Source organism: Bradyrhizobium sp. STM 3557 (genome assembly GCF_045571465.1).
GTDB lineage: Bacteria > Pseudomonadota > Alphaproteobacteria > Rhizobiales > Xanthobacteraceae > Bradyrhizobium.
Genome location: NZ_CP120697.1, coordinates 5,173,980 through 5,196,513 on the forward strand (window position 1 = coordinate 5,173,980; position 22,534 = coordinate 5,196,513).

A 22,534-nucleotide genomic window follows, 5' to 3' on the forward strand; every position below is an offset into this window, starting at 1 on the left:
ATACTTGCCACGATCAGCGATCGGGTATCTGATCCTCCCTCTAGCTCCCGGGGGGATAGGAATGACCAATGCGCTGGTCGTTCGCCAAACCCATCTTCCGAGCTCGCCGACGGCTCGGGCGGCTCAATATGTGCGCATGTCGACGGACTACCAGAAGTATTCAATCGAGAATCAGGCCGCAGCAATCGCTGCCTACGCCCACGCCCACAATCTCACAATCGTCAAAACATATGCCGACAGGGGCGAGAGCGGGCTGAAGCTCAAGAATCGCGCAGGGCTCATGCGCCTGCTTGAGGATATACGTTCCGGACCAGCGGAGTTTAGCCAGATCTTGGTCTATGACGTCAGTCGATGGGGACGTTTTCAGGACATTGACGAAAGCGCTCACTACGAATTTCTCTGTAAGCAGGCCGGCATAAGAATTGTCTACTGCGCCGAGCAGTTCGATAACGACGGTAGCATGCTCTCGAACGTCGTCAAGAATCTCAAGAGAGTGATGGCTGCCGAATACAGCCGCGAACTTTCAGTTAAAGTACATACGGGCGCCTGCCGATTTGCGGGACTGGGCTTTCAGACCGGCGGGCGTGCTGGCTATGGCCTCGAGCGTGTGCTCGTCAACGAGCGGCTTGAGCCCAAGAAGATTCTGGCAAACGGTGATCGAAAATATCTGGTGACAGACCACGTTCGTCTCAGGCCGGGTGCTGCGAACGAGGTCGCAGTCGTGCGACAGATATTCAGCCGCTTCCTGCAGGTGAGATCTGAAAAGGCCATCGCGCGCGAACTCAACAAGGAAGGCACTTGGTGCCGCGGACAGCCTTGGCGCCCTAGTACTATCAGCCGTTTACTGCGAAATGAAAACTATGTTGGCAATATTGTCTATAATCGAGAATCCAAGAAGCTTCGGGGGGAACGGGTACGCAACCCTGACAACCTGTGGGTTAGAGCAGAACAATGCTTCGAGCCGATCATAGAGCGAGGGACATTCGATAAGGTTCAGCAGATTCTAAGAGAGCGGCGCGTCGATATCTCTGAGGAGGAGATGCTGACACGCTTGCGGCAGACCCTGAAGAGAGAAGGCCGGCTTAGTCCCTCGATCATCAATGCCACCGTCAATCTTCCTTCGGCCCACACTTTCATGGACCATTTTGGGACGCTACGAAATGCCTATCGGCTAATCGGATACACTTCGCAACGACGCTGTGATTATCTCGACGTCCGGCGAACTTGGATGGAGGCTCTAGCTCAGCTTGCCACTCATATCTGCGAAGAGGTCCAAAATCACGGAAGCCGTGCGGTTCTGCTCACCGGCAGAAGCCAGCGGACAAATCAAGACGTTCCGGAACGTCACTTGATCGTTGACGGAAAGCACCACTTCTTTTTTCGCGTAGCTTATTGGACACCCGGCGAACGAGCCAGTTTCTCACCGTTCTGGTCCGTCTCATGCCGTCGATTACCTGTGGGATGGATTGTCGCAATCAGGCTCGGGGAGCACAATCAATCAGTTCTTGATTATGTTGTCCTGCCAACGGTCCCTAACGATAGCAACCTGATCAGATTTAGGGAACGCAGCCGTGTCGATCATGGCGTCCAGTATTTCATATCAGAAGTCGAATTAACCAAGGCGATTGTCCGCCTCGTCGCCAAGCGCAGCCGCATTTTAGGGACAGCGCCGAAACAGCCTGCCAAACCCATGAGGCGACCCCGATCCAAGTGAGAGATCGTCCTTCCGCGGTCTCGGTAGAGCGCGTCACGGCGAGCGCCTATGAGTAGCCCTTGATTGCGTCCAAAATCCCGATTCCCGCAGCGGCGATGAGGACCTTGCAATGGCAGTTTCTACATGCGGGAAGTGCGGCAACCACGTATTCGAGCGCATGCCTTTGAATGAGCAGCGCCCAGCTTCCGTGTTGCAAAGCGCCGAATGCGGCCCACTCATCGGACTATTGGAGATCTCCCCTGCCCTGGAAGCCATGCAACGGCAGATTACGCGGATTGATGTTGGCCTCAATCGAATTTGAGGGCGCTCTGGGATTGCTAGATGGTCCCGATCAGCCGGCATGCCACCAGTTCCAACCATACTTCGCAAACCATGCGGCACCGGCCGAACCAGCCAGCCATGCAAGGCCAAGCCAAGATATCTGGTGCCCTCGTGCAGCGCTGATGGAGCGCAGATACAGGTATGCCCCAAGGAGCGTTCCGTAGTTCTTGCGAAACTCTCCATTCAGTTTCGAGAGCTCCACGAGTTCGGAAGATGGATCGGCATTCTTAGGCATCGGACCGGCCTCCCACTGTTCAGCCAGTCTCCTATGAACCATTGATTTGCCCGACGGCACAAGTAAATTTTCTGTTTTTCGGAATTCATTCTCCTGCGTCTTCCACCTTTCCGCATCCGCCGCCCACAGCCTCGGCCGCGCTCGCAGCGCGTGCTCTTGGCCCAGCCCAAGTGAAGAAGCTTGGGCACGGCCTGCCGCCCTCATCCACCTCGGACTAGGGTCCGCGCAAGTGGACTCGCTGTTCCCATCGACGAATTCCGCGACCGATGGGCGTGGAGCCGGAAAGTCCGGTCTCCCGCAGGGCAGACACCCGTAAGACGCCTTTTGATGGGCTTCTTTGCCAGCGCGCCAGTCTCGCTCACGGCCCAGCTGACGAACACCAATCCGTTTCCCTGCTTCCCGTGCCAGGCGTTCAGACGCCACAAGGCTACGGTTCGAGGTCCAGGGGCTCTTTCGTCGGCACTCAAAGGACGCTGACTGTGAACTTGTTTCGGCGTAGGAGGCCGGAAGGTGATCTCATGCAACAACCCTCCGATGTGCAATTCCCCTCCGCCAACACAGGGCCAGCATGCGCTCCGTCAGCTGTTTCGCGGTGTCGAAGATAGGAGCGGCTTGAGCCCAAGAAGATTTTGGCCAACGGTGATCGGAAGTATTTGCTCACAGACCACGTTCGACTCAGGCCGGGGTGCTGCAAACGAAGTTGCGGTCGTGCGCCGCATATTCAGCCGCTTCCTCCAGGTCAAGTCTGAGAAGGCGATCGCACACGAGCTCAACGAGGAAGGCACCTGGTGCCGCGGACGACCTTGGCACCCTAATACTATCGACAGCGACTTTTGCGAAGTGTTGCAGCAAAACCTCAATGACAAACGATGCAGATATACAACCACTGAGAGATCACCTCGATTACTCGGCTGACGCGCGGCCCCCGCAATGAGCGCCTGAAGCCGCTGACTCTGATTGGTCCTATTTGCACGCCAATCCAGCCGAAAGCCCTCTGATAATCGGCTCAGCTTTTCCCAAAGGCCGTTTCGGTCCTTTAATGCCGATTATGCACGGGGGGTTATCGGCGAGCGCTCCGCGGGTTGGAGCCAATTTCTGCGCCGAGGAGAAGCTCGATGCCGCGCCGTCCAGCCAAGGTCACGCAAGCAGACATCGCGCGCGCCATTCGGGCTGCAAAGGATGCGGGCGCGAACGAGATCACCGTTGACGGCGACGGTGTCATTCGGATTGCACTAGGGCCAGCTGTCCCGCCTGTCGTACCGAAAGGGCTTGTCGATGAGGCATGGGTGCCGTCCGAAGCTTTGCAACGTTATCTGAAAGGCACCGAAAGCGGGTGAAACGCACCTCTCGGCGTTGATGCCGAGTCTGCGGATTCGTAGACTCCAGGCATTGGTTCACGGAGAAAACCAATGCTTGGATCGGATCGACCCGATCCCCGCGCAGCCGGGGATCGGCGGATGTATCTCTACTTCGACTATTCCGCGCTGGGCGCGCTGCGCTGGTACGTTAAGGTGAGCCGCAAAGGGCGCCGGATCGGGATCAGCGAGGAATATGGCACGGACGCCTTCGACGCAGCCTACGAGGCTGCGGTCGCGGCACTAGGGGGAGTGATGCGCAGGCGCCGTATCGAACCCGATCCATTGGTGCAGCCGGAACGCCGCTACGTTCACGCTGATCGCTCACAGCGCGGACAGACGCGGTACTACGTTCAGCTCCGCAATGGTCTGCCGAAAATCCGGATAAGAGCGGAATTCGGCACAGCAGAGTTCGACAGGCAATGTGATGTGGCGATCGTCTCGCAAATCGCACTCTATGGCGATGCGACCGACCACTTTAATGCACAGAAGCAGCGCAATGAGCGACGCGCCGCGCCGCCCATCGGGCTACCCGAGGCTCACACTCTGCGCTGGTATTGGACCCTCTATAAGCAGAGCGACCATTGGCTCGGTGATCTCAGCGTCGGTCATGAGGGGCTGTCAGACGCGACCAGGCTGCAGCGGACCGGACTGATCGAGAGCCTGCTCGCCGAGAATGGCGAAAAACCGTTTGCTGTGATGACACGCAAGGTCATCATGGAAGAGATGAAGGCGCGGACGCCGTCGCAGGCGGGCAACCTGCTCTCGGCCCTTCGCGGCATGATCCGCTGGATGATCGACGAGGGCCATCTCGACGAGGATGCTGATCCCACCATCGGTCTTCGCTCAGGCAAGGCCAAGGCTTCACGAGAGAGCGGCGGGTTTCTGCCCTGGACCGAGGAAGACATGGCGCTGTATCGCGCGAAGTGGCCACTTGGTACTGAGGCGAGGTTGATGTTCGACATCCTGCACTACACCTTCCTGCGGCTTGGGGACGCACACCGCTTCGGCCCCCCTCACCTGCGCCAGATCGTGCGGAAGATGGCGGTCCAGATCGCAACCGAGAAGAGCCAGGGCAACACCACAGTGACTGTGCCGGTGCACCCTGAGTTTGCGGAGAGCCTTCGGGCCGCCCGGGCGGCCAGGATCGTCGGCGCGGACGTGTTCACTGGCAAGTTGGTGAAGGGCCGGGTCTTGCCGATGAACAAGAAGGCCTGGGCGATGAAGTTCAAAAAATACGCGGTGCTTGCCGGCGTCAACGAGCCGAAGAAGAGCTGCCATGGGGTGCGCAAGGCCCGGGCGGAGGTGGCGGCCTATGCCGAGTGCACCGAGAGCCAGATGATGGCGATGTTCGGCTGGACCGACCCCAAAATGCCGGCCCATTACATCGCCAAAGCCAACCGGGAGAAGCTTGGAATCAGCGGCATGGACAAGATCGTGGCGTTCGATCAGAGCCAGTCGCTTGATGATTTCCTGGCGGTGCCCGAGGAGAACGATGCGGGAACGGAATCCGAGAACAGAGTAGTAACTTTCCATAGTAATTTTTGGAAAAAAGCGTAGCAATCACAATCGCTTACGCGTGGGTATGGTGCGCTCGGAGGGACTCGAACCCCCACGATTTTACTCACTGCCACCTCAAGGCAGCGCGTCTACCAATTCCGCCACGAGCGCGAAGGAAGACCGGAACCGAGATCGGCGAACCGGATCAACGGCGCCGATGTAACAAATCGATGCTGGCGCCACAAGGCCTGCCGGCGTCAGTATTCCATGGTTTGTAACGGCTTTTTTTGGCCCTACCTGCTGCCGGGCGATTTTGTCAGCATCTGCTTGACCTCGACCGCGATTCGGTTGCGATCGACCAGCACCACCCCGCTCGCCACCGGCAGGTTGTTGGCCAGCACCTTGACCTCGTCCGCCTCGGTGGCATCGAGCTCGATGATGGCACCGCGTGACAGGCGCAACACCTGGTGGATGGGCATCGTGGAGGTCCCGAGGACGACCATGAGGTCGACAGTCACTTTATCGAGGGTAGACACTGCAAGACCACCGAAATCCAACTAGATTGGCTCCCCCGGACATCATCATGTTGTGGTTAGCCAATGGTTAACAGCCGCGAAAACCTCGATCTGACCACCTTTGCCGCCGCCGCTGGCAGCGAGGTCGAGTGGCGTATCTCCGATTCGCCGGTCGACTACGCCGAGGCCGTCGCAGGCATGGAGGCGCGCGCTGCTGCGATCGCGACCGGTGAAGCGCCGGAGCTGGTCTGGCTTCTGGAGCATCCCCCGCTCTACACCTCCGGCACGTCCGGCAAGGCCGCCGACCTGCTCGATCCGCGCTTTCCGCTGATCGCGACCGGCCGCGGCGGCCAAGTCACCTATCACGGCCCCGGCCAGCGGGTCGCCTATGTGATGCTGGACCTGAAGCGCCGCCGGCCCGACGTCCGTGCCTATGTAGCGGCGCTGGAGCAATGGATCATCCGGACGCTGGCGGCCTTCAATATCCGCGGCGAGCGGCGCGAGGACCGCGTCGGGGTCTGGGTCAGGCGCCCCGACAAGGGCGATGGCTATGAGGACAAGATCGCCGCGATCGGCGTGCGGCTCAAGCGCTGGGTATCGTTTCACGGCATCGCCATCAATGTCGAGCCGGACCTGTCGCACTTCCGGGCGATCGTGCCGTGCGGCGTGGTCGATCCGCGCTACGGCGTCACCAGCCTGGTCGATCTCGGCCATCCCGTCAGCATGGCCGATGTCGACATCGCGCTGCGGCTGGCTTTCGAGGACGTGTTCGGCGCGACCGCTGCACGTCTGTCCGAAACCATGGCCTGACCAATCGCCGCGAGCGCGGACTCATTGACGTGCCGTCCTCCTTATGTAGCATCGACCTGTCAAGCGGGCCGGAATCACCGTCGGCACCGGCCTCCATCATGCAGCGCAAGCCGCGGTTGGACGTGAACGATGGTTGCGTGATGAGCGATGACAGACACGCATTCTAAGCCGTTGCATCGTTACCGGGCGATATGGACCTCCGATTCGGAAGAGTTGCGGCAGCTCGGCCTGCAGTGGCTTGGCGCAAGCCGGATCGACCTGCGCAACATCGGCAACTTCGAGGCCCGGCTCAACGCGATCGAGCTCGACACAATCGGCCTCGCCTTCGGTGCGACAAGCTGCGACCTCACGGCCGATCAATATCCGATGGACGTGGTGCGACTGCAGATCGCACTGAAAGGACGCGGGCTCAGCTGCGTCGGGCGCCGGATCACCGACATCGACGATCGGCAATTCGCGATCACGCCTGCCGGCGTCCCCTGGCAGATGGTGTGCCAGGGCGGCCATGAGCGCCTGACCATGCGCCTGCAACAGGCAGCGCTATCGCAGAAGCTCGCCTCGCTGATCGGTGTGCAGCCGAAAGGCGATTACCGGTTCGAGCACACGATCCCGGCAAATGATCCGCAGGCGCGCAGCCTGTTCCAGCTGGTCAACTTCCTCGCCCAGCAGCTCGATGACCACGCCGCGACCATGCCGCGCGCGGTCTATCGCGAGCTCGAGGATGCGGTGCTGGTCGCCTTCCTCTCGGCAAGCCGGCACAAATACCGCGAGCTGTTGGACACGCCGGGCCTGATGCCGGAATTGAGCCTGGTCAAACGGCTGGAGGATTTCATCGAGGCAAGCTGGCGCGAGGCCATCACGATCGATCGGCTGGTCGCGGAGGCCGGCGTCAGCGCGCGCTCGCTGTTCCGGGCCTTTGCGCGCGTGCGCGGCTACTCGCCGATCGCATTCGCCAAATCGGTGCGGCTGCGCCGTGCCCGCGAGATGCTGCTGTCGGGCGATCCGGCGATGACGGTGGCCACGGCGGCCGCCGCCTGCAACTTCGCCAATCCCGGCCACTTCGCCCGCTATTATCGCGAGACGTTCGGCGAACTGCCATCCGCCACGGTGATGCGCGGCGCGCGATGACACGTCAGAGGATCGCCTCCAGCGCACTGCGCAGGCTCTGATAGCGGAACACGAAGCCGTTCGAGAGCGCCTTGTTCGGCAGCACCCGCTGGCCGCCGAGCAGAAGTTCGTTCGCGAAGTCGCCGCCGACACGCCGCAGCAGGGCGGCGGGAACGCGCAGCAGCGCGGGACGATGCAGGCAGCGCGCAAGCTCCGCGGTGAAAGTGACGTTGCGGACCGGCAGCGGCGCGGTGGCGTTGATCGGCCCGGTGAGATCATCCTTGGCGATGACATGCGCGATCAGGCGCACGAGATCGTCGCGCTCGATCCAGGACATCCATTGCGCGCCGGAGCCGAGCGGGCCGCCGAGACCGAATTCGAACGGCGTCAGCAGGCGCGACAGGAATCCGCCGTCCCGCCCGATCACCAGCCCGATGCGGAGCATGACCACGCGCACGCCGTGGGCTTCGGCCGCCCTCGCCGCCCGCTCCCAGGCCTCGCAGAGATCGTGGCTGAAGCAGGCATGCGACTTGGCGGACTCCGTCAGCGGCTGGTCCTGCCACAGGCCGTACCAGCCGATCGCAGAACCGTTGACCAGCACCCTCGGCTTGCGCGCGAGCCGCGCGATGAGGCGCACGATATCGCCGGTGATGCTCAAGCGCGATTGCAGGATCGCCTTTCGCTTGACCTCGGTCCACAATCCGTTGCCAAGCGGCTCACCGGCGAGATTGACGATCGCATCGATGCGGATATCGGCGGCGAGCTGGTGGAGGCTCGTGATTAGCGTGATCGGCAGCGGCAGCGCCAACGCTTTGGCGGGATCGCGGACCAGCGCGATGACATGATGACCAGCCTCGGTGAGGCTCGCGACCAGGCGGCTGCCGATGAAACCGGTGGCGCCGGTCACCAGCACGGTTTGCGCCGGCGGCAGGATCGCAACGAGGTCAGCGGCGGGCGGCGTGGTCATGCGCGCAAGCCGCCGCGCGGCGGTGAAATCGCGCACGCCGCACAGGCTCGCGCCGATGGCGGCGGCTGCTGCGATCCAGCTGAGCACTCCGGCATAGGCGAGCACGACGCCGGTGGGCGGCCACGCCCAACCGATCAGAACAGGCACGAGCAGAACCAGGATCGCACCGTAATTGATCGCCAGCAGCGTGTGGTTAATCCGCTCGCTCGGCGGCAGCTTGCGGGTCAAATCCTCCTCGACGAAATCCGTCAGCGTGATGACGATCTCGGCCGCCAGCACGACAATTACGAGCATCGCGAACAGGCCATGCACCTCGGACCAGCCGAGTACCAGGAACAGCAGCGCATAGAGCAGATTACGCGCGCCATGCAGCTTCAGCTCGCTTTGCTGCGACGGCCGCCAGGCCAGCCGCTCCGTGAATTCGTGGTGATAGAAGGTGTCGAACACCCCCATCGCGACCTGGATCGCAATCAACATCCAAAGCAGCGGCGTCATGACGAGGACTCCCGGAACACGGCGGATTGCCGCAGCATGCGGCCAAAGCGCGGATGGATGATCTCGAGCGTGAAGCGGAAAGCGCCGCCGCCGAGATCGGCATGCGTGACGGTGAGATCGCCTGGGGTCAGCCAGGAGAGCAGCTGGATGCGGACGCCTGCGAGCTGCAGCGCATAGGCGGTGCTATGAAATTCCAGCCCCGCGTCGGCAACGGCGATGCGCAGCTCCATGCTGAGCCCAAAGCCGAGATATTCCTGCAGTCCGGTCGGACCGGCGAAGCGCTTGGCGGAGTGGATCACCTGTGGAAAGCCATGCCGACGGCCGCAAATTCGGGTCCAGATCTGGCCGCCGCTTGCGGCATCCTCGGTCACCGCGACGATCATGGGCACGCCGACCTCATTGGAGGTCGGCAGTGGTCCGCCGATCAAGCGCGCGGCTTGGGCGAACCACCAGCCCGCGCGGCTGAGATAGGCCTCATCGATCTGCCCGACATAGACCGACGTGGCGCCGTCGGCGACCCGTTTGGAGAAGCGTCGCCAGATCGCGACCGGCAGCCCGCCCCAATCGGCATCAGGCAGCAGCGCGTGGAAACGGAGATCGTGATGGAGCCGGGCGTCGGAACGAGGTGGCACTGAAAACAGTCGATGTCGTGCTGACGCCATGGCACCCCCCTCGCAACGCTACTCGCTTGACCTCGGCTTGCCCGAGGGCAGCAGATTGACGATCTTCTCGCCGAGCCTGAGCAGCGCGACCAGACGCGGCCGCGGCACCTTCAGCATCTGCGTGTACCAGCGATCGACGAGCTCGGTGAAAGCGAGCATGTCCTTCAAGCGTTTGGACGCGACCGCGCTGATCGTGGGATCGTCGGTGGCCTCGGCGACGCAGGCGCGCAGCGCCGCAAGCGCCGGATCGATCTCCCGCTCCTTGCGGCCGGCGGCGATCCGCTGCGCCACTTCCCATATGTCGGTCTCGGCCTCGAAATGATCGCGCCGGTCGCCGAGGATCGGCACGCGGCGGATCAGATTCCACGCCAGCAGCTCCTTGAGCGAATTGGAGACATTGGAGCGCGCCATGCCGAGCGTGTCGGCGATGTCCTCCGCCGTCATCGGCTGCTCCGCGAGATAGAGCAGCCCATGGATCTGGCTCACCGAGCGGTTGACGCCCCACTCGTCGCCCATGTCGCCCCATTGCAGGATGAAGCGCTCGAGCGCGGCTGGCAATTTCTTTTTACCGGTTATTTCTGTCATGACAGAAATATCTGATCAAGCTGAGCGGATGTCAAGGGGCGGGCAGCTCGGAAGACCCTGGTGAACCTACCGGCAATGGCGCCGACCAATCTAAAGATCGCAAATGCTTGTCCTGACATTTCGCCGCCCGCCCGAGCATCCGGTCCGGCAAAAGGAGCGATCGATGACAGCATCCGACAAGGCGTTCACCGGAGCGATCCCGCAGCTCTACGATCGGCTGCTGGTGCCGATGATCTTCGCCCCCTATGCACGCGATCTGGCTCAGCGGATCGCGGCTCACCGGCCGCATGACGTGCTGGAGACCGCAGCGGGCACCGGGGCCGTCACCGCGGCACTGGCCTCGGCCTTGCCCGCGGACGCGCGGATCACGGCCACCGACCTGAACGAGCCGATGCTGGCGCAGGCCAGGACGCATCTTGCAAATGATCCCCGCCTTAGATGGCAACAGGCCGATGCGCTTGCGCTGCCGTTCGAGGATGCGAGCTTCGATGCCGTCGTTTGCCAGTTCGGCGCGATGTTCTTTCCGGACAAGGTGAAGGCATATGCGGAGGCGCGCCGCATGCTGCGGCCGGGCGGGCGCTTCGTCTTCGATGTCTGGGATCGCATTGAGGAGAACGAATTTACATATGTGGTGCATCAGGCACTGCAGCAGATCTTCCCCGAGAACCCACCGCAGTTCATGGCCCGCACCCCGCACGGCTATCATGACGCCGCGCGCATCCGTTCCGATCTCAGCGAGTCCGGCTTCATCGACATCCTGATCGAAACCATCACGCATCGCAGCCGCGCGGCCTCGGCTCAGGACGTCGCGATCGCCTTCTGCCAGGGCACGCCGATGCGGGGCGAAATCGAAGCCTGCGGCGCACCGGGTCTCGACGCTGCGACGGCGGCGGCGACCGAGGCGCTTGCTCGGCGGTTCGGCAACGGTACGATCGAAGGTCGAATCCAGGCGCTGGTGATTTCGGCGGCGCGTTGAGGGTGTCAAACTGTCGACAGCACCGAAAACTCCTCCCCGGCCCGGCGCAGCCCAAGCTGGTCGGCGGTGGCCGGCTCGTCGATCACCTGATGGACACGGGAGGCCGGCGGTCCTTTCCGGCACAGCGCAACCATATCGGCGACATCCTGCGCCGGGCCGGCGAACACCGCCTCGACACTGCCGTCCTGACGGTTGCGCACCCAGCCTTCGAGGCCATTCAGCGTGGCCTGGTCCTCGACCCAGGCGCGATAGCCGACGCCCTGCACGCGGCCTTGGATCATCACATGGACGATGGTTCGATCGGTGCTCATGATTTCAATCCGAGCATGTCGCGGCTGCGCGCCTTGACCTCGACCTCGCGGGTGATGCGCGCCGTCAGCTCGCCCGAGGCCAACCCTTTGAGCTGCTTCGGCGAGGTTCCTTCGTGCAGCGCCTTCAACGTGTCATACACGGCCTGCGTGGCGGCCGCGATCGGTGCGTGGCCCTGCAGCGCGATGCGGACGCGCCGAGATGCGAGGTAATCAAGGTCTGACATCTCCTCCGGTGCGCCGCCGAGCACGATCGGCAGGCTCGTCGCCGCCGCGATCGCATCGAGCTCGCTGCGCGTCTTGATGCCGGTGAAGAACAGCCCGTCGACGCCGGTGGCCTCATAGGCTTTAGCCCGCGCGATCGCATCGTCGAGCGAGGTGATCGAGACCGCGCCGGTGCGGCCAAGAATGACGAGCGACGGATCACCACGGCCATCGAGCGCGGCCTTCATCTTGCCGACGCCCTCCTCCAACGAAATCAGCTGGGTCCTGGGCTCGCCAAAGGCCGGCGGCAGCAACGTATCCTCGATGGTGAGGCCGGCGGCGCCCGCCGTCTCCAGCTCCTGTACCGTGCGGCGGACGTTGAGCGCATTGCCATAGCCGTGATCGGCATCGACCAGGAACGGCAGCGCTGATGCGCGCGACATCCGCCGCACCTGCTCGGCGAGTTCGGTCAGCGTGATCAGCGCGACATCGGGATCGCCGAGCACGGCGAGCGAGGCCACCGAGCCGCCGAACATGCCGAGCTCGAAGCCGAGATCAGCCGCGATGCGCATCGAGATCGCGTCGTAGACCGAGCCCGGCCGGATGCAGCGGGTGCCGTTGAGGATGGCGCGAAGCTTCTCTCTGCGTGCACGGAAGGTCATTCCTCACCCCTCTCCCGTCATTGCGAGCGAAGCGAAGCAATCCAGTCCCGTTATGTAGCACTGGGTTGCTTCGTCTCCTCGCAATGACGGTGAACCTCATTCATCGCCGGCGATGGCCTGCTCTTTACGCAAACTCCAAAATCAGCGCATCCACCGCAAGCGTGGCGCCGGCGGCGGCGTGGATCTTCTTCACCGTGCCGTCCTGCTCGGCGCGCAGCACGTTCTGCATCTTCATCGCCTCGACCACGGCGAGCGTCTCGCCAGCTTTGACCTCCTGGCCTTCGCTGACCGCGATCGAGACCACCAGGCCCGGCATCGGGCACAGCAGCTTCTTCCCGGTATCGCCGGCGGTGACCACCGGCATCAGCCGCGCCGACGCCGCTTCGGCCTCGGTGTAGACATAGACCGCAGTTTCGGCGCCCTGATGGGTGAGCCGGATGCCATTCGGAATCGGGCGCACCTGCACCGCGATTTCAGCCCCGTCGATCGTGCCCTGCCAGACCGGATCGCCCGGCTTCCATTTCGAGATCAGATGATGCGCGGGACCAATCTTGCCCTCAGCGCCGACGAAGCGCACGGCGATCGCGCCATCGGCACGCGTGATATCGAGCAGGATCTCCTCGCGGTCGAGCCAGACCGCGCGCCGGCCCTGGCGCTTCACCGGGCGGCCGATCATCTGGCCCGAGATCTGTCGCTTGCGCTCGCCGAGCACGTGATCGATCGCGGCGCCCACGGCGGCGAGCCGGCGCGCCACCTCGCCTTCCGGCGCATGCGCGGCAAAGCCCTTGGGGAACTCCTCTGATATGAAGCCGGTCGATAGCTTGCCCTCGCGCCAGCGCGGATGATTCATCAGCGCCGACAGGAACGGGATGTTGTGCCTGATTCCGTCGACATAAAAGGCGTCGAGCGCGCTCGACTGCGCCTCGATCGCCGCCGCGCGCGATGGCGCATGCGTGATCAGCTTGGCGATCATCGGATCGTAGTAGATCGAGATCTCGCCGCCCTCCTGCACGCCGGTGTCGTTGCGCACCGTGATGCCTTCGGACTTGCTCTCGGCCGGCGGACGATACTTCACGAGGCGGCCGATCGAGGGCAGGAAATTGCGGAACGGATCCTCGGCATAAACCCGCGACTCCACCGCCCAGCCGGTCAGCTGGACATCCTTCTGCGCAATAGAGAGCTTCTCGCCGGCGGCGACCCGGATCATCTGCTCGACCAGATCGACGCCGGTGACGAGTTCGGTCACGGGATGTTCGACCTGCAGGCGGGTGTTCATCTCCAGGAAATAGAAGCTCTTGTCTTGCCCTGCGACGAACTCGACGGTCCCAGCGGAATCGTAATGCACGGCCTTCGCCAGCGCGACCGCCTGCTCGCCCATCTTGCGGCGGGTGCCCTCGTCGAGCAGCGGCGACGGCGCCTCCTCGATGACCTTCTGGTTGCGGCGCTGGATCGAGCATTCGCGCTCGCCGAGATAGATCACGTTGCCATGCTTGTCCCCGAGCACCTGGATCTCGATGTGGCGGGGGTCGACGATGAACTTCTCGATGAAGACGCGGTCGTCGCCAAACGAGGATTTCGCCTCGGCCTTCGCCAGCTTATAGCCCTCGGCGACCTCGTTTTTGGAATGGGCGATGCGCATGCCCTTGCCGCCGCCGCCCGCGGAGGCCTTGATCATCACGGGGTAGCCGATGTCCTCGGCGATGCGCACAGCATGTTTCTCGTCCTCGATGACGCCGAGAAAGCCGGGCACGGTCGAGACCCTGGCCTTGGCTGCAGCCTTCTTGGATTCGATCTTGTCGCCCATAGCGGCGATGGCGCCCGGATTGGGACCGATGAAGACAATTCCTGCCTCCTGCAGCGCGCGCGGAAATGCCTCGCGCTCGGACAAAAAGCCGTAACCGGGGTGCACCGCTTCCGCGCCGGTCTTGCGGCAGGCCTCAACGATCTTGTCGATCAGCAAATAGCTCTCGGCGGCAGCCGGCGGTCCGATCAGCACGGCCTCGTCGGCCATCTCGACATGCAGCGCGTCCCGGTCGGCTTCCGAATACACCGCGACGGTCTTGATCCCCATGCGGCGCGCGGTCTTGATGACCCGGCAGGCGATCTCGCCGCGATTTGCGATCAGAATTGTCTTGAACATGTTTTTGCTTGGTACCTTTGGGCGGGCTCCCCGCTCGCGCACCTAAGGGATCAGGCCGCGGGCATGATGCTCGTCCTATAGCAAAATCCGCCGGAGGCAACCGGCTGGGTGCAAGGGCCGGCATGGTTCAATGCATGCCAACGGCCGGGCAGCCGTCAGGCCGCGTGCTCGTCAGCCGGAATAAGTGTTGAAGCGCCCGCGCATATAGGCGCGTGAGACCGCCTTCATCAGCTCGGCGACCTCGCTCTCCAGGTAATCATTGGCGACGATCAGCGCGCGAATGGTCGCACGCAGGTCGCCATCGCAGGCCGCAATGGCCTGGTTGACAGCCGCTTCCAGGCCATCATCGTCGGGAATCGGTTCGGCATGAGGCGGCATGGGTCAGCTCCGGGCGCGTCGCTTTGTTCTATTTTTGTTCTTTCGAGTCAAGTCCGCATTACCCCGCCCTCGCCGTCTCTTGCAGCAGGTTGTGGATGAAGCCGAGTTTGCAGATCACGCCCGGGGTCAGGATGAAAGGATAGAGATCGCGCACGCCCATGGCGCGGGCGACACTGTTCATGGCGAAGGTGAAAGGCAGCCAAGCCTGCATGATCCTATCGAGATCACCGGCGACGTAAGGATCGAAGCTCACGCGTGCCGTCAGCCCGCCGATCTGATCAGCCGGCGGGTTGACCTCCATGCCGAACTCGGACGCCATCTCCAGCGTATCGACGATGTGCAGGTAATGCGCGAAGGTCTCGGCGAAATCCTCCCAGGGATGCGTGGTGGCATAGGCCGAGACGAAGCTCTGCTGCCAGTCCGGCGGCGGTCCCTGGTCATAGTGACGCTTCAAAGCATCGGCATAACTTGCTCTGTCATCTCCGAATACCGCGCGGCAGGCGTCCAGCCTGCCGGCATCGCGCACCAGCACGTCCCAGAAATAATGTCCGACCTCATGGCGGAAATGTCCCAGCAGCGTGCGGTAAGGCTCGCCCATCTCCAGCCGCCGCCGCTCGCGCTCGATGTCGTCGGCCTCGGCGAGCGCGATCGTGATCAGCCCGTTGTCGTGACCGGTCATGATTGTCTGCTGCGGACTGTCGGCCAGGAAATTGAAAATCAGCCCGTGATCAGGGTCTTCGCTCCGGGTCTTCACCGGCAGCTTCCAGCGGATCAGGGAATAGAACAGCCGGTGCTTGGCGATCTCGAGATCGCGCCAGCCGGAGAGCTGCGCCGGATCGGACAGGTTCGGCACGGTGCCGTTATGGCGGCAGGCGCGGCAATAGCCGCTGCTCTGCCCGGGTTCGAGCAGCCAATTGCAGGCATCGTGCGCGGCATTGGCGCAGAAGAAGCGCTCAATCCCGCTGTCGGCGAGCGTGCGGAAACCGCTGCCGGCGCGCTCCAGCGCCGAGAGCATCTGGCGCTCGGGAAGGAAGGCGAGCTGATGCCCACAGCGCCCGCAAACGCGGTTTTCGAAATAGAGGATGTTCTTGCAAGCCTGACAGACGAACAGTTTCAAGACGTTTCCCCCAGGACCTTTACCGAGGCGTATTTGGATGATGGTTCAGGGCCTGACGACGCCCCCGGACGCCCATCGTTCCTGGGAAGCCGGAACTTTTTCTCAGGTCGCTGGTTTTCTTTTGCCACGGTTCTGCTCGAAGTGTGGCGATCTCCGCCGAGCATCCTGCATCACGCCCGCCCCGCGCTGTCAGATCCGGCCCGGCGCTCAAGGCTTGTGCCTTGCGCGAGCCCAGGCTTTCGTCTTGGCTTCAACGCCAAAGGTGCCCATGAATAGTCCGGACGCTAGCGACCACCCGACCGCCGAAACGGCAGCCGCGGCCGAACTGCGCCAGCATCTGGAGGAAGTCGCGCGCGACCGCGACCAGGCCTATCGTGCGTTGCAAGAGCGCGAGGCCGAGCTGGCGCGCATCCAGCAGATCGGCCGGGTCGGCGGCATGGAAGTCGATCTCCGCGAAGGTTTTCGTAACCGTCGCTCGCCCGAATACCTCATGATCCACGGCCTGCCGCCGGAAGCGGAGCACGAGACGCATCAGGACTGGCTTCGCCGAATCCATCCCGAGGATCGCGTGCAGGCCGAGCGCCGCTTCATCGACGCGATCAAGAGCAAGGACGACGACTACACAGCCGAATACCGCATCATTCGTCCGAACGACGGCGAGATGCGCTGGATCCGCGTGGTCGCCCGGATCGATCGCGACCGCAATGGCCGGGCGCTGCGGCTGGTCGGCGCGCACATCGATGTCACCGACCAGATGCTGGCGCAGGAGACCTTACGCGAAAGCGAGCAGCGTTTCCGCCTGATCGCCAACAGCGCGCCGGTGCCGATCTGGGTGACCAAGCTCGACCGCACCCGCTCCTTCGCCAACCAAGCCTATCTCGACTTCCTCGGGATGCCTTTCGAGGAAGCCATCGTGTTCGACTGGCGGAAGGTGCTGCATCCGGATGATCTGGAGCGCATCGTGATGGAATCGATGTCAGGCGAAGCCTCGCTCCAGCCGTTCGTGCTGGAGGCGCGCTATCGCCGCGCCGACGGCGAATGGCGCTGGCTGCGCTCGGAATCCCAGCCGCGCTGGGATGCGACCGGCCGCCATATCGGCTTTATCGGTGTTGCCCACGACGTCACCGTCGCCAAGCAGGCCGAGATCGAGCTGCGCCGCGTCAACGAGACGCTGGAGCAGCGCATCCGGGAGCGCACCGCGCAGCTCCAATCCAACGAAGCGCGGATGCGTGCGATCTTCGAGACTAGCAACCAGTATCAGTGCATTCTCGACATCGAGGGCCGCGTGCTCCACGCCAACAAGATCGCGCTCGCCGGCATCCGCAGCGGCGCCGCTGCGGTGATCGGCAAGCCATTCTGGGACACGCCCTGGTTCGGTGGGACCGAGGGCATGCCGGACCAGATCCGCGCCGCATTCGCCTCGGTGCTCCAGGGCGCGCCATTCCGGACCGAGATGCGCCTGCAGTTGCCGATTGGTGAGCGCCATTTCGAGTTCGCGATGCGTCCGCTCCATGACCAGCATGGCGCGACCACCGGCGTCATCACCGAAGCCGTCGATATCACCGAGCGCATCCAGGGCGAGGAGGTGCTGCGGCAGGCACAGAAGATGGAGGCGGTTGGCCAGCTCACCGGCGGCGTCGCCCACGACTTCAACAACCTGCTCACCATCATCCGCTCCGCCACCGATTTCCTGCGCCGCCGCGATCTCCCCGAGGAGCGGCGCCGCCGCTATGTCGATGCGATCTCCGAGACGGTGGAGCGCGCCTCGAAGCTGACGGCGCAACTGCTTGCCTTCGCCCGCCGCCAGCCGCTGACGCCACAGGTGTTCGACGTCGGAGAGCAGGTCGAGAGCGTCGCCCAGTTGATCCGGCCGCTGGTCGGCGGCCGCATCCAGATCGACGTCGAGGTCGAATGCCCTGGCGTGTTTACGCTCGCCGACATCGCCCAGTTCCAGACCGCCGTCATCAACCTCGCCGTCAATGCCCGCGACGCAATGGATGGCGGCGGCCGCCTGGCCATCGGCGTCCGCAAGGTCGACGCCATCCCGGCGCTGCGCGGCCAGCCGGCGCGGCCAGGTGCTTACATGGCCGTCTCGGTGACGGACACCGGGACCGGCATTGCACCCGAGCATCTCACTGCAATCTTCGAACCCTTCTTCACCACCAAGGAGGTCGGCAAGGGCACCGGCCTCGGCCTCAGCCAGGCCTTCGGTTTTGCCAAGCAATCCGAAGGCGACATCGCGGTGTCGAGCCGGCTTGGCCTCGGGGCCACCTTCACGATCTATCTGCCGGAGGCGGCAAAGCCGCCGCCGCAAGCCCACGCGACCGCTGCGCGTTACGAGCCCGCAACGATCGGCCGCGGCTATCGCGTGCTGGTCGTCGAAGACAATGACGAGGTCGGCCGTTTCTCGACCGAGCTTCTGGAGGATCTCGGCTATGTCGTGCGGCGCGTTGCCAGCGCGACCGACGCGCTGACGATCCTCGCCGAGGACGAGTTCGCCGTGGACCTCGTCTTCTCCGACGTGATCATGCCCGGCATCAACGGCCTCGAGCTCGCCGGCCTGATCCGCGACCGCTATCCCGGCCTGCCGGTGGTGCTGACTTCGGGCTACAGCCATGTGCTGGCTGAGAACGCCCATCACGGCTTCGAGCTGATCAAGAAGCCCTATTCGGTGGAATCGCTCTCGCGCATCCTCCGCAAGGCCATGGCGGACAAGGCGCCGCTCCCGCGATGACAGCGCAGCGCGTTCCAGCGGCGGAACCAAGCTTGTCCTCCAGGCGTTCTCCTCCGGGCGGCACCGCGCCCGAGCCGCTGGCTGGTTCATCGCAGCAGCTTTTTTCTGAGCGGAAGCCCTGATGCGCTCCCTTCGCTCTCGGTTATCTGCCCTATGGATCATGTTGGCGGTCTCCGGTGCGGCGACGGCTTACCTCTTGCTCGCCTCCTTCGAGCAATCGTCGCAGGCGCGCGTCGCACGCGCCGAGGACGTTGTGCTGCGCGGCTGCCGCGACATCGCCGACCGATACCAATTCTTTGTCGCCGGCTGGCACGGTGCAGCGATCGATGACCAGTTGAAGCACGAACTGGTCGCGCTGGTTCAGATGGCGCTCGCCAATGAGCCCGGCGTCGAAGGCGGCATCTGGCAGGCCGACGCCGGCTCGCTCGCCTACGCATTTCCCTCCTATGAAGGCACCGGCCCCAAGACCGACCTTCCTGCCGCAGAGCTGAACACGATCCGGCAGGTCAACGCCGAAGCCGTTCAAGGCGGCCGCCCTGCGCTGATCCGGCAGCCTGGCCGATCGCAGATCCTGATCGTGCATGCCTGCCCGCTGCCCGGTCCGTTGCAGAACCTGACGGCCTGGACCATGACGCGGGCGATGACGGCGCAGGGGCCGGCCTACAACCATCTGCTCGCCGGGCTGATCGTGTTGGCGCTGACCATCCTGGGCTCGGCGCTGTGGCTCGCCTGGGTGCTCTATTCTTGGTCACATCGCATCGGCCTGCTCGAAGCGACGCTCGGCAAGCCGCACGACGCGATCGATCTTCCGCACCTGCCGCACACCGGCGAGCGCGAGCTCGACCGGCTAGTCGACGCCGTCAACGACGCCGGCGACCGGCTTGCCGCGGAGCGGCGGCGGGCGGCAGCGGCGGAAAGGCTCGCCGCAGTCGGACGGTTATCGGCCAACCTGGCGCATGAAATCCGCAATCCGATCGCAGCTATGCGATTGAAAGCGGAAAACGCGCTCGCCGCGCGCGACGAGGCTCGCAAGACATCCGCGCTCGAATCGATTCTGCAGCAGGTCGCACGGCTCGATGCACTGCTGCGGGACCTGCTCGCAATGACCCATGCCGGCGCGCCGAAGCTGCGGCCGGTCAATCTCTCCGCCTTTCTGCACACGACGGTCGAAGCCCATCGCGATCTTGCCAACAAGAAAGGTCTAACGCTGCGCATCGAGACCGACCAGCCCGCCGATCGATGCACGCAGTTCGATCCGGCACAAGTGCAGCGCGCACTCGACAATCTGATCCTGAACGCCATTCAGAACACGCCTGTCGGCGGCGACATCGTCATTGAGGCGATCAGGCGCGACAGCCGCTTGCTGTTGCGGGTGACAGATACCGGGGCCGGTGTCAGCGCTGACATCAGGGATCGCCTGTTCGAGCCCTTCGTGACCACGCGCGCCGAAGGCACCGGCCTTGGGCTCGCCATCGTACGCGAGATCGCGCGTGCCCATCGCGGCGATGCGCAGCTTGCGAGCACACAAACAGGCACTCGTTTCGAGATCGATCTGCCATGGCAACCGTCCTGATCGTCGATGATGATGCGGCCCTGCGCGAAGGCTTGGCCGAAACGCTGACCGATCTCGGTCATGCGGTTCGCACCGCCGCCTCGGGCCGCGAGGCGCTGGCCGCCATCTCGCGAGACACCGATGCGGTGTTGCTCGACTTGCGCATGCCCGGAGGCATCGACGGAATCGAAGTGCTCCGGCGTATTCGCGCACGCGAGGATGCACCGGCGGTCGTGGTGTTGACCGCCTATGCGAGCCCGGAAAACACCATCGAAGCGATGCGGCTTGGTGCCTTCGATCATCTGGTGAAGCCGATCGGACGCGACACGTTGAGCTCGCTGCTGCAGCGGCTGCCGCCGCGCGCCACCGGCACCTCGGGCCAGACCACAAGCACGGCCGAAGGTCTGATTGGCACGAGCGAGGCGATACGGCGCGTTCAGAAGCAGATCGGGCTTGCGGCCGATGCCGAAGCTACCGTGCTGATCCGGGGCGAGACCGGCACCGGCAAGGAACTAGTTGCGCGCGCTTTGCACGTCCACAGTCATCGCAGCCGCGCTCCTTTCGTTGCGGTGAACTGCGCCGCGATTCCGCAAGAGTTGCTCGAAAGCGAGCTGTTCGGCCACGTCAAAGGTTCGTTCACCGGCGCCAGCAGCGATCGTGCCGGTGCCTTTCGCGATGCCGGCAATGGCACGCTGTTTCTCGACGAGATCGGCGACATGCCGCTCGCCATGCAGGCCAAGATCCTCCGCGCGCTGCAGGAGCGCGTGATCACGCCGGTCGGCGGCAAGCCGGCGCAAGTGAGCGTGCGCGTCGTGGCAGCGACCCACCGCGACCTCGCGAAGCTGGTTGCGTCAGGCGAATTCCGCGAGGATCTGTATTACCGGCTCAACGTGGTGCCGATCGAGCTGCCGCCGCTGCGCGAGCGCACGGACGACATCGAGCCGCTCGCAGAGCACTTCCTGTCACAGGCATCGCACGGCCGACCGCGACCGCAACTCACCCGCGCTGCGGCCGAGAAGCTTCGTCATTATTCATGGCCGGGCAATGTGCGCGAGCTCAGGAACGTGATCGAGCGTGCCTGCGTGCTGACGCGCAGTCCGATGATCACAGCCGACGATCTCGTCATAGGAGACGAGACATGGGCGAACGACGGGGCTGTTCCATCCAGCGACTTGCCGGCGGCGGTTGCAGAGCTCGAAGCGCGTATGATCCGCCATGCCCTCGACGCCTGCGCCGGAAACCGTACTGAGGCGGCGCGTCGCCTCAACATCAATCGACAGCTGCTCTACGCCAAGATGCAGCGCTACGGCCTGGCCGAGGACTGACCGTCTGGAAATCCGACGGCCTCCGTCATCAAAGCTGACGGCTGGCCACGCTCGTCCACAGACAACCCTTTGATTTTCCGCACGTGCCCGACTGGCACGGCCGTTGCGAAGCACTTGCTGTCCGCAACGATCAAAGGAGTTGGACATGACATCAACCAGGATGATGGCTGCGCTGCTGGTCGCCGGCGCAGGGCTCAGTGCAGGCGCGGCCTTTTCACAGACAACCGACGCGATGTGGGATGCGTCGCAGCTGCCGGAGACCCGTGGCACCGTCAAGCAATATACGCTGACGCCGCGCGGCGACGTCGACGGTCTCATCCTGAGCGACGGGACCGAGGTGAAACTGCCCCCTCATCTGACTGCCCAGGTGGTCTTCGCGATCCGTCCCGGCGACGAGGTATCGATCCGCGGCCTGCGTGCCCGCGCGATTCCGCTCGTCGACGCAAGCTCGGTGACAAACGTCGCGACCGGCAAGAGCGTGGTCGACAACGGTCCGCCGGATGGCCCGGCAAGCCGCACCGCGGACCGGACGATCAGCGGCCACATCGCCTCGCTTCTGCATGGCAAGCGCGGCGAGGTGAACGGCGCATTGCTCGAAGATGGGACCGAGCTGCGTCTGCCGCCAGCGGAAGCGGATCGTCTCTCCGACTGGTTGCGTCCTGGACAAGCAATCTCGATCCGCGGTGACCTGTTGGAGACGCCGCTCGGCAAGCTGGTGGATGTCCGGTCCATAGGGACGTCACCGGATCGATTGACCGAGATCGAAGGCCCGCCCCCACCGCGTGGACCCAAGCGCGGGCCTGACCGGCTTGGTCCGCCGCCCCCGCCGCCTCCGCGCGGCTGAGCCTATCCATCCAACAATCGCGCGAAAC

At 63.7% G+C, this 22,534-nt stretch carries 21 protein-coding genes and 1 tRNA gene; 11 read left to right on the forward strand and 11 right to left on the reverse strand.

Annotated elements, in window-relative coordinates; genetic code table 11:
* The first annotated feature begins 61 nt into the window (after window positions 1–61).
* Window positions 62–1,714, forward strand: a complete 1,653-nt coding sequence (locus tag P6U24_RS23760) for a recombinase family protein (RefSeq protein ID WP_407154912.1) — start codon at window positions 62–64, stop codon at window positions 1,712–1,714.
* Window positions 1,715–2,045: 331 nt separating this feature from the next.
* On the opposite strand, the gene P6U24_RS23765 is transcribed toward P6U24_RS23760, so the two are convergent.
* Window positions 2,046–2,270, reverse strand: a complete 225-nt coding sequence (locus tag P6U24_RS23765) for a hypothetical protein (protein ID WP_407154913.1) — start codon at window positions 2,268–2,270, stop codon at window positions 2,046–2,048.
* Window positions 2,271–2,804: 534 nt separating this feature from the next.
* On the opposite strand from P6U24_RS23765, the gene P6U24_RS23770 reads away from it, so the two are divergent.
* The 3 genes from P6U24_RS23770 (at window position 2,805) to P6U24_RS23780 (ending at window position 5,185) form a co-directional block, all read left to right on the forward strand.
* Window positions 2,805–3,185: a recombinase family protein gene (locus tag P6U24_RS23770; RefSeq protein WP_407160564.1), complete on the forward strand. Its 381-nt coding sequence runs from the start codon at window positions 2,805–2,807 to the stop codon at window positions 3,183–3,185.
* Between the two features lie 200 nt (window positions 3,186–3,385).
* Window positions 3,386–3,607 (forward strand): hypothetical protein, encoded by a 222-nt coding sequence (locus P6U24_RS23775; RefSeq protein WP_407154914.1) that lies wholly within the window; start codon window positions 3,386–3,388, stop codon window positions 3,605–3,607.
* A 120-nt stretch (window positions 3,608–3,727) separates the two neighbouring features.
* Window positions 3,728–5,185 carry a tyrosine-type recombinase/integrase gene (locus P6U24_RS23780; RefSeq protein WP_407154915.1) on the forward strand — a complete coding sequence of 486 codons (1,458 nt, stop codon included), beginning with the start codon at window positions 3,728–3,730 and terminating at the stop codon, window positions 5,183–5,185.
* 26 nt (window positions 5,186–5,211) lie between these two features.
* On the opposite strand, the gene P6U24_RS23785 is transcribed toward P6U24_RS23780, so the two are convergent.
* Window positions 5,212–5,296: transfer RNA gene (locus P6U24_RS23785), tRNA-Leu, on the reverse strand.
* Window positions 5,297–5,418: 122 nt separating this feature from the next.
* Window positions 5,419–5,661: a FliM/FliN family flagellar motor switch protein gene (locus tag P6U24_RS23790; RefSeq protein ID WP_407154916.1), complete on the reverse strand. Its 243-nt coding sequence runs from the start codon at window positions 5,659–5,661 to the stop codon at window positions 5,419–5,421.
* A 63-nt stretch (window positions 5,662–5,724) separates the two neighbouring features.
* Between P6U24_RS23790 and lipB the strand changes: the two genes are divergently transcribed.
* Window positions 5,725–6,450, forward strand: coding sequence for a lipoyl(octanoyl) transferase LipB (lipB, locus tag P6U24_RS23795; protein WP_407154917.1), 726 nt, complete (start codon window positions 5,725–5,727; stop codon window positions 6,448–6,450).
* 147 nt (window positions 6,451–6,597) lie between these two features.
* Complete coding sequence (locus P6U24_RS23800; protein WP_407154918.1) at window positions 6,598–7,578, forward strand: AraC family transcriptional regulator; 981 nt, start codon at window positions 6,598–6,600, stop codon at window positions 7,576–7,578.
* Between the two features lie 4 nt (window positions 7,579–7,582).
* Here the strand turns inward: P6U24_RS23800 and P6U24_RS23805 are convergent, their stop codons facing one another.
* The 3 genes from P6U24_RS23805 to P6U24_RS23815 are packed head-to-tail and all read right to left on the reverse strand — an operon-like array spanning window position 7,583 to window position 10,266.
* The gene (locus P6U24_RS23805) at window positions 7,583–9,019 is read right to left on the reverse strand and encodes a TIGR01777 family oxidoreductase (RefSeq protein WP_407154919.1); all 1,437 of its coding nucleotides are present in this window, start codon (window positions 9,017–9,019) and stop codon (window positions 7,583–7,585) included.
* Window positions 9,016–9,681: a DUF4166 domain-containing protein gene (locus tag P6U24_RS23810; protein ID WP_407154920.1), complete on the reverse strand. Its 666-nt coding sequence runs from the start codon at window positions 9,679–9,681 to the stop codon at window positions 9,016–9,018. Before P6U24_RS23810 ends, P6U24_RS23805 begins: the two co-directional genes overlap by 4 nt.
* An 18-nt stretch (window positions 9,682–9,699) precedes the next feature.
* Window positions 9,700–10,266, reverse strand: coding sequence for a GbsR/MarR family transcriptional regulator (locus tag P6U24_RS23815; protein ID WP_407154921.1), 567 nt, complete (start codon window positions 10,264–10,266; stop codon window positions 9,700–9,702).
* A 163-nt stretch (window positions 10,267–10,429) separates the two neighbouring features.
* Between P6U24_RS23815 and P6U24_RS23820 the strand changes: the two genes are divergently transcribed.
* Entirely contained in the window at window positions 10,430–11,242 is an 813-nt protein-coding gene (locus P6U24_RS23820) for a class I SAM-dependent methyltransferase (RefSeq protein ID WP_407154922.1), read from the forward strand.
* A 5-nt stretch (window positions 11,243–11,247) separates the two neighbouring features.
* Here P6U24_RS23820 and P6U24_RS23825 read toward each other — a convergent pair whose 3' ends face one another.
* From P6U24_RS23825 to P6U24_RS23845, 5 genes are all read right to left on the reverse strand, one after another.
* Window positions 11,248–11,553, reverse strand: a complete 306-nt coding sequence (locus tag P6U24_RS23825) for an acylphosphatase (protein ID WP_407154923.1) — start codon at window positions 11,551–11,553, stop codon at window positions 11,248–11,250.
* Window positions 11,550–12,416, reverse strand: coding sequence for an oxaloacetate decarboxylase (locus P6U24_RS23830; protein WP_407154924.1), 867 nt, complete (start codon window positions 12,414–12,416; stop codon window positions 11,550–11,552). Before P6U24_RS23830 ends, P6U24_RS23825 begins: the two co-directional genes overlap by 4 nt.
* Window positions 12,417–12,540: 124 nt before the next feature.
* Window positions 12,541–14,556: an acetyl-CoA carboxylase biotin carboxylase subunit gene (locus tag P6U24_RS23835; protein ID WP_407154925.1), complete on the reverse strand. Its 2,016-nt coding sequence runs from the start codon at window positions 14,554–14,556 to the stop codon at window positions 12,541–12,543.
* 171 nt (window positions 14,557–14,727) lie between these two features.
* Window positions 14,728–14,934, reverse strand: a complete 207-nt coding sequence (locus P6U24_RS23840) for a hypothetical protein (RefSeq protein ID WP_407154926.1) — start codon at window positions 14,932–14,934, stop codon at window positions 14,728–14,730.
* Window positions 14,935–14,992: 58 nt separating this feature from the next.
* Window positions 14,993–16,051, reverse strand: coding sequence for a putative zinc-binding metallopeptidase (locus P6U24_RS23845; RefSeq protein ID WP_407154927.1), 1,059 nt, complete (start codon window positions 16,049–16,051; stop codon window positions 14,993–14,995).
* A 268-nt stretch (window positions 16,052–16,319) separates the two neighbouring features.
* Here P6U24_RS23845 and P6U24_RS23850 point away from each other — a divergent pair, with 268 nt between their 5' ends.
* The 4 genes from P6U24_RS23850 (at window position 16,320) to P6U24_RS23865 (ending at window position 22,506) form a co-directional block, all read left to right on the forward strand.
* On the forward strand, window positions 16,320–18,785 hold the full coding sequence (locus P6U24_RS23850) for a PAS domain S-box protein (RefSeq protein ID WP_407154928.1): 2,466 nt from the start codon (window positions 16,320–16,322) through the stop codon (window positions 18,783–18,785).
* A gap of 121 nt (window positions 18,786–18,906) precedes the next feature.
* The gene (locus P6U24_RS23855; RefSeq protein ID WP_407154929.1) at window positions 18,907–20,358 is read left to right on the forward strand and encodes a sensor histidine kinase; all 1,452 of its coding nucleotides are present in this window, start codon (window positions 18,907–18,909) and stop codon (window positions 20,356–20,358) included.
* Window positions 20,343–21,662 carry a sigma-54-dependent transcriptional regulator gene (locus P6U24_RS23860; protein WP_407154930.1) on the forward strand — a complete coding sequence of 440 codons (1,320 nt, stop codon included), beginning with the start codon at window positions 20,343–20,345 and terminating at the stop codon, window positions 21,660–21,662. Before P6U24_RS23855 ends, P6U24_RS23860 begins: the two co-directional genes overlap by 16 nt.
* A 145-nt stretch (window positions 21,663–21,807) precedes the next feature.
* Entirely contained in the window at window positions 21,808–22,506 is a 699-nt protein-coding gene (locus tag P6U24_RS23865; RefSeq protein ID WP_407154931.1) for a hypothetical protein, read from the forward strand.
* The last annotated feature ends 28 nt before the right edge of the window (window positions 22,507–22,534 follow it).

Coding starts and splice junctions, on each gene's coding strand:
- P6U24_RS23760 (WP_407154912.1), top strand. CDS start 62: ATGACCAATGCGCTGGTCGTTCGCCAAACCCATCTTCCGAGCTCGCCG.
- P6U24_RS23765 (WP_407154913.1), bottom strand. CDS start 2,270: ATGCCTAAGAATGCCGATCCATCTTCCGAACTCGTGGAGCTCTCGAAA.
- P6U24_RS23770 (WP_407160564.1), top strand. CDS start 2,805: ATGTGCAATTCCCCTCCGCCAACACAGGGCCAGCATGCGCTCCGTCAG.
- P6U24_RS23775 (WP_407154914.1), top strand. CDS start 3,386: ATGCCGCGCCGTCCAGCCAAGGTCACGCAAGCAGACATCGCGCGCGCC.
- P6U24_RS23780 (WP_407154915.1), top strand. CDS start 3,728: ATGTATCTCTACTTCGACTATTCCGCGCTGGGCGCGCTGCGCTGGTAC.
- lipB (WP_407154917.1), top strand. CDS start 5,725: ATGGTTAACAGCCGCGAAAACCTCGATCTGACCACCTTTGCCGCCGCC.
- P6U24_RS23800 (WP_407154918.1), top strand. CDS start 6,598: ATGACAGACACGCATTCTAAGCCGTTGCATCGTTACCGGGCGATATGG.
- P6U24_RS23805 (WP_407154919.1), bottom strand. CDS start 9,019: ATGACGCCGCTGCTTTGGATGTTGATTGCGATCCAGGTCGCGATGGGG.
- P6U24_RS23810 (WP_407154920.1), bottom strand. CDS start 9,681: ATGGCGTCAGCACGACATCGACTGTTTTCAGTGCCACCTCGTTCCGAC.
- P6U24_RS23815 (WP_407154921.1), bottom strand. CDS start 10,266: ATGACAGAAATAACCGGTAAAAAGAAATTGCCAGCCGCGCTCGAGCGC.
- P6U24_RS23820 (WP_407154922.1), top strand. CDS start 10,430: ATGACAGCATCCGACAAGGCGTTCACCGGAGCGATCCCGCAGCTCTAC.
- P6U24_RS23825 (WP_407154923.1), bottom strand. CDS start 11,553: ATGAGCACCGATCGAACCATCGTCCATGTGATGATCCAAGGCCGCGTG.
- P6U24_RS23830 (WP_407154924.1), bottom strand. CDS start 12,416: ATGACCTTCCGTGCACGCAGAGAGAAGCTTCGCGCCATCCTCAACGGC.
- P6U24_RS23835 (WP_407154925.1), bottom strand. CDS start 14,556: ATGTTCAAGACAATTCTGATCGCAAATCGCGGCGAGATCGCCTGCCGG.
- P6U24_RS23840 (WP_407154926.1), bottom strand. CDS start 14,934: ATGCCGCCTCATGCCGAACCGATTCCCGACGATGATGGCCTGGAAGCG.
- P6U24_RS23850 (WP_407154928.1), top strand. CDS start 16,320: ATGAATAGTCCGGACGCTAGCGACCACCCGACCGCCGAAACGGCAGCC.
- P6U24_RS23855 (WP_407154929.1), top strand. CDS start 18,907: ATGCGCTCCCTTCGCTCTCGGTTATCTGCCCTATGGATCATGTTGGCG.
- P6U24_RS23860 (WP_407154930.1), top strand. CDS start 20,343: ATGGCAACCGTCCTGATCGTCGATGATGATGCGGCCCTGCGCGAAGGC.
- P6U24_RS23865 (WP_407154931.1), top strand. CDS start 21,808: ATGACATCAACCAGGATGATGGCTGCGCTGCTGGTCGCCGGCGCAGGG.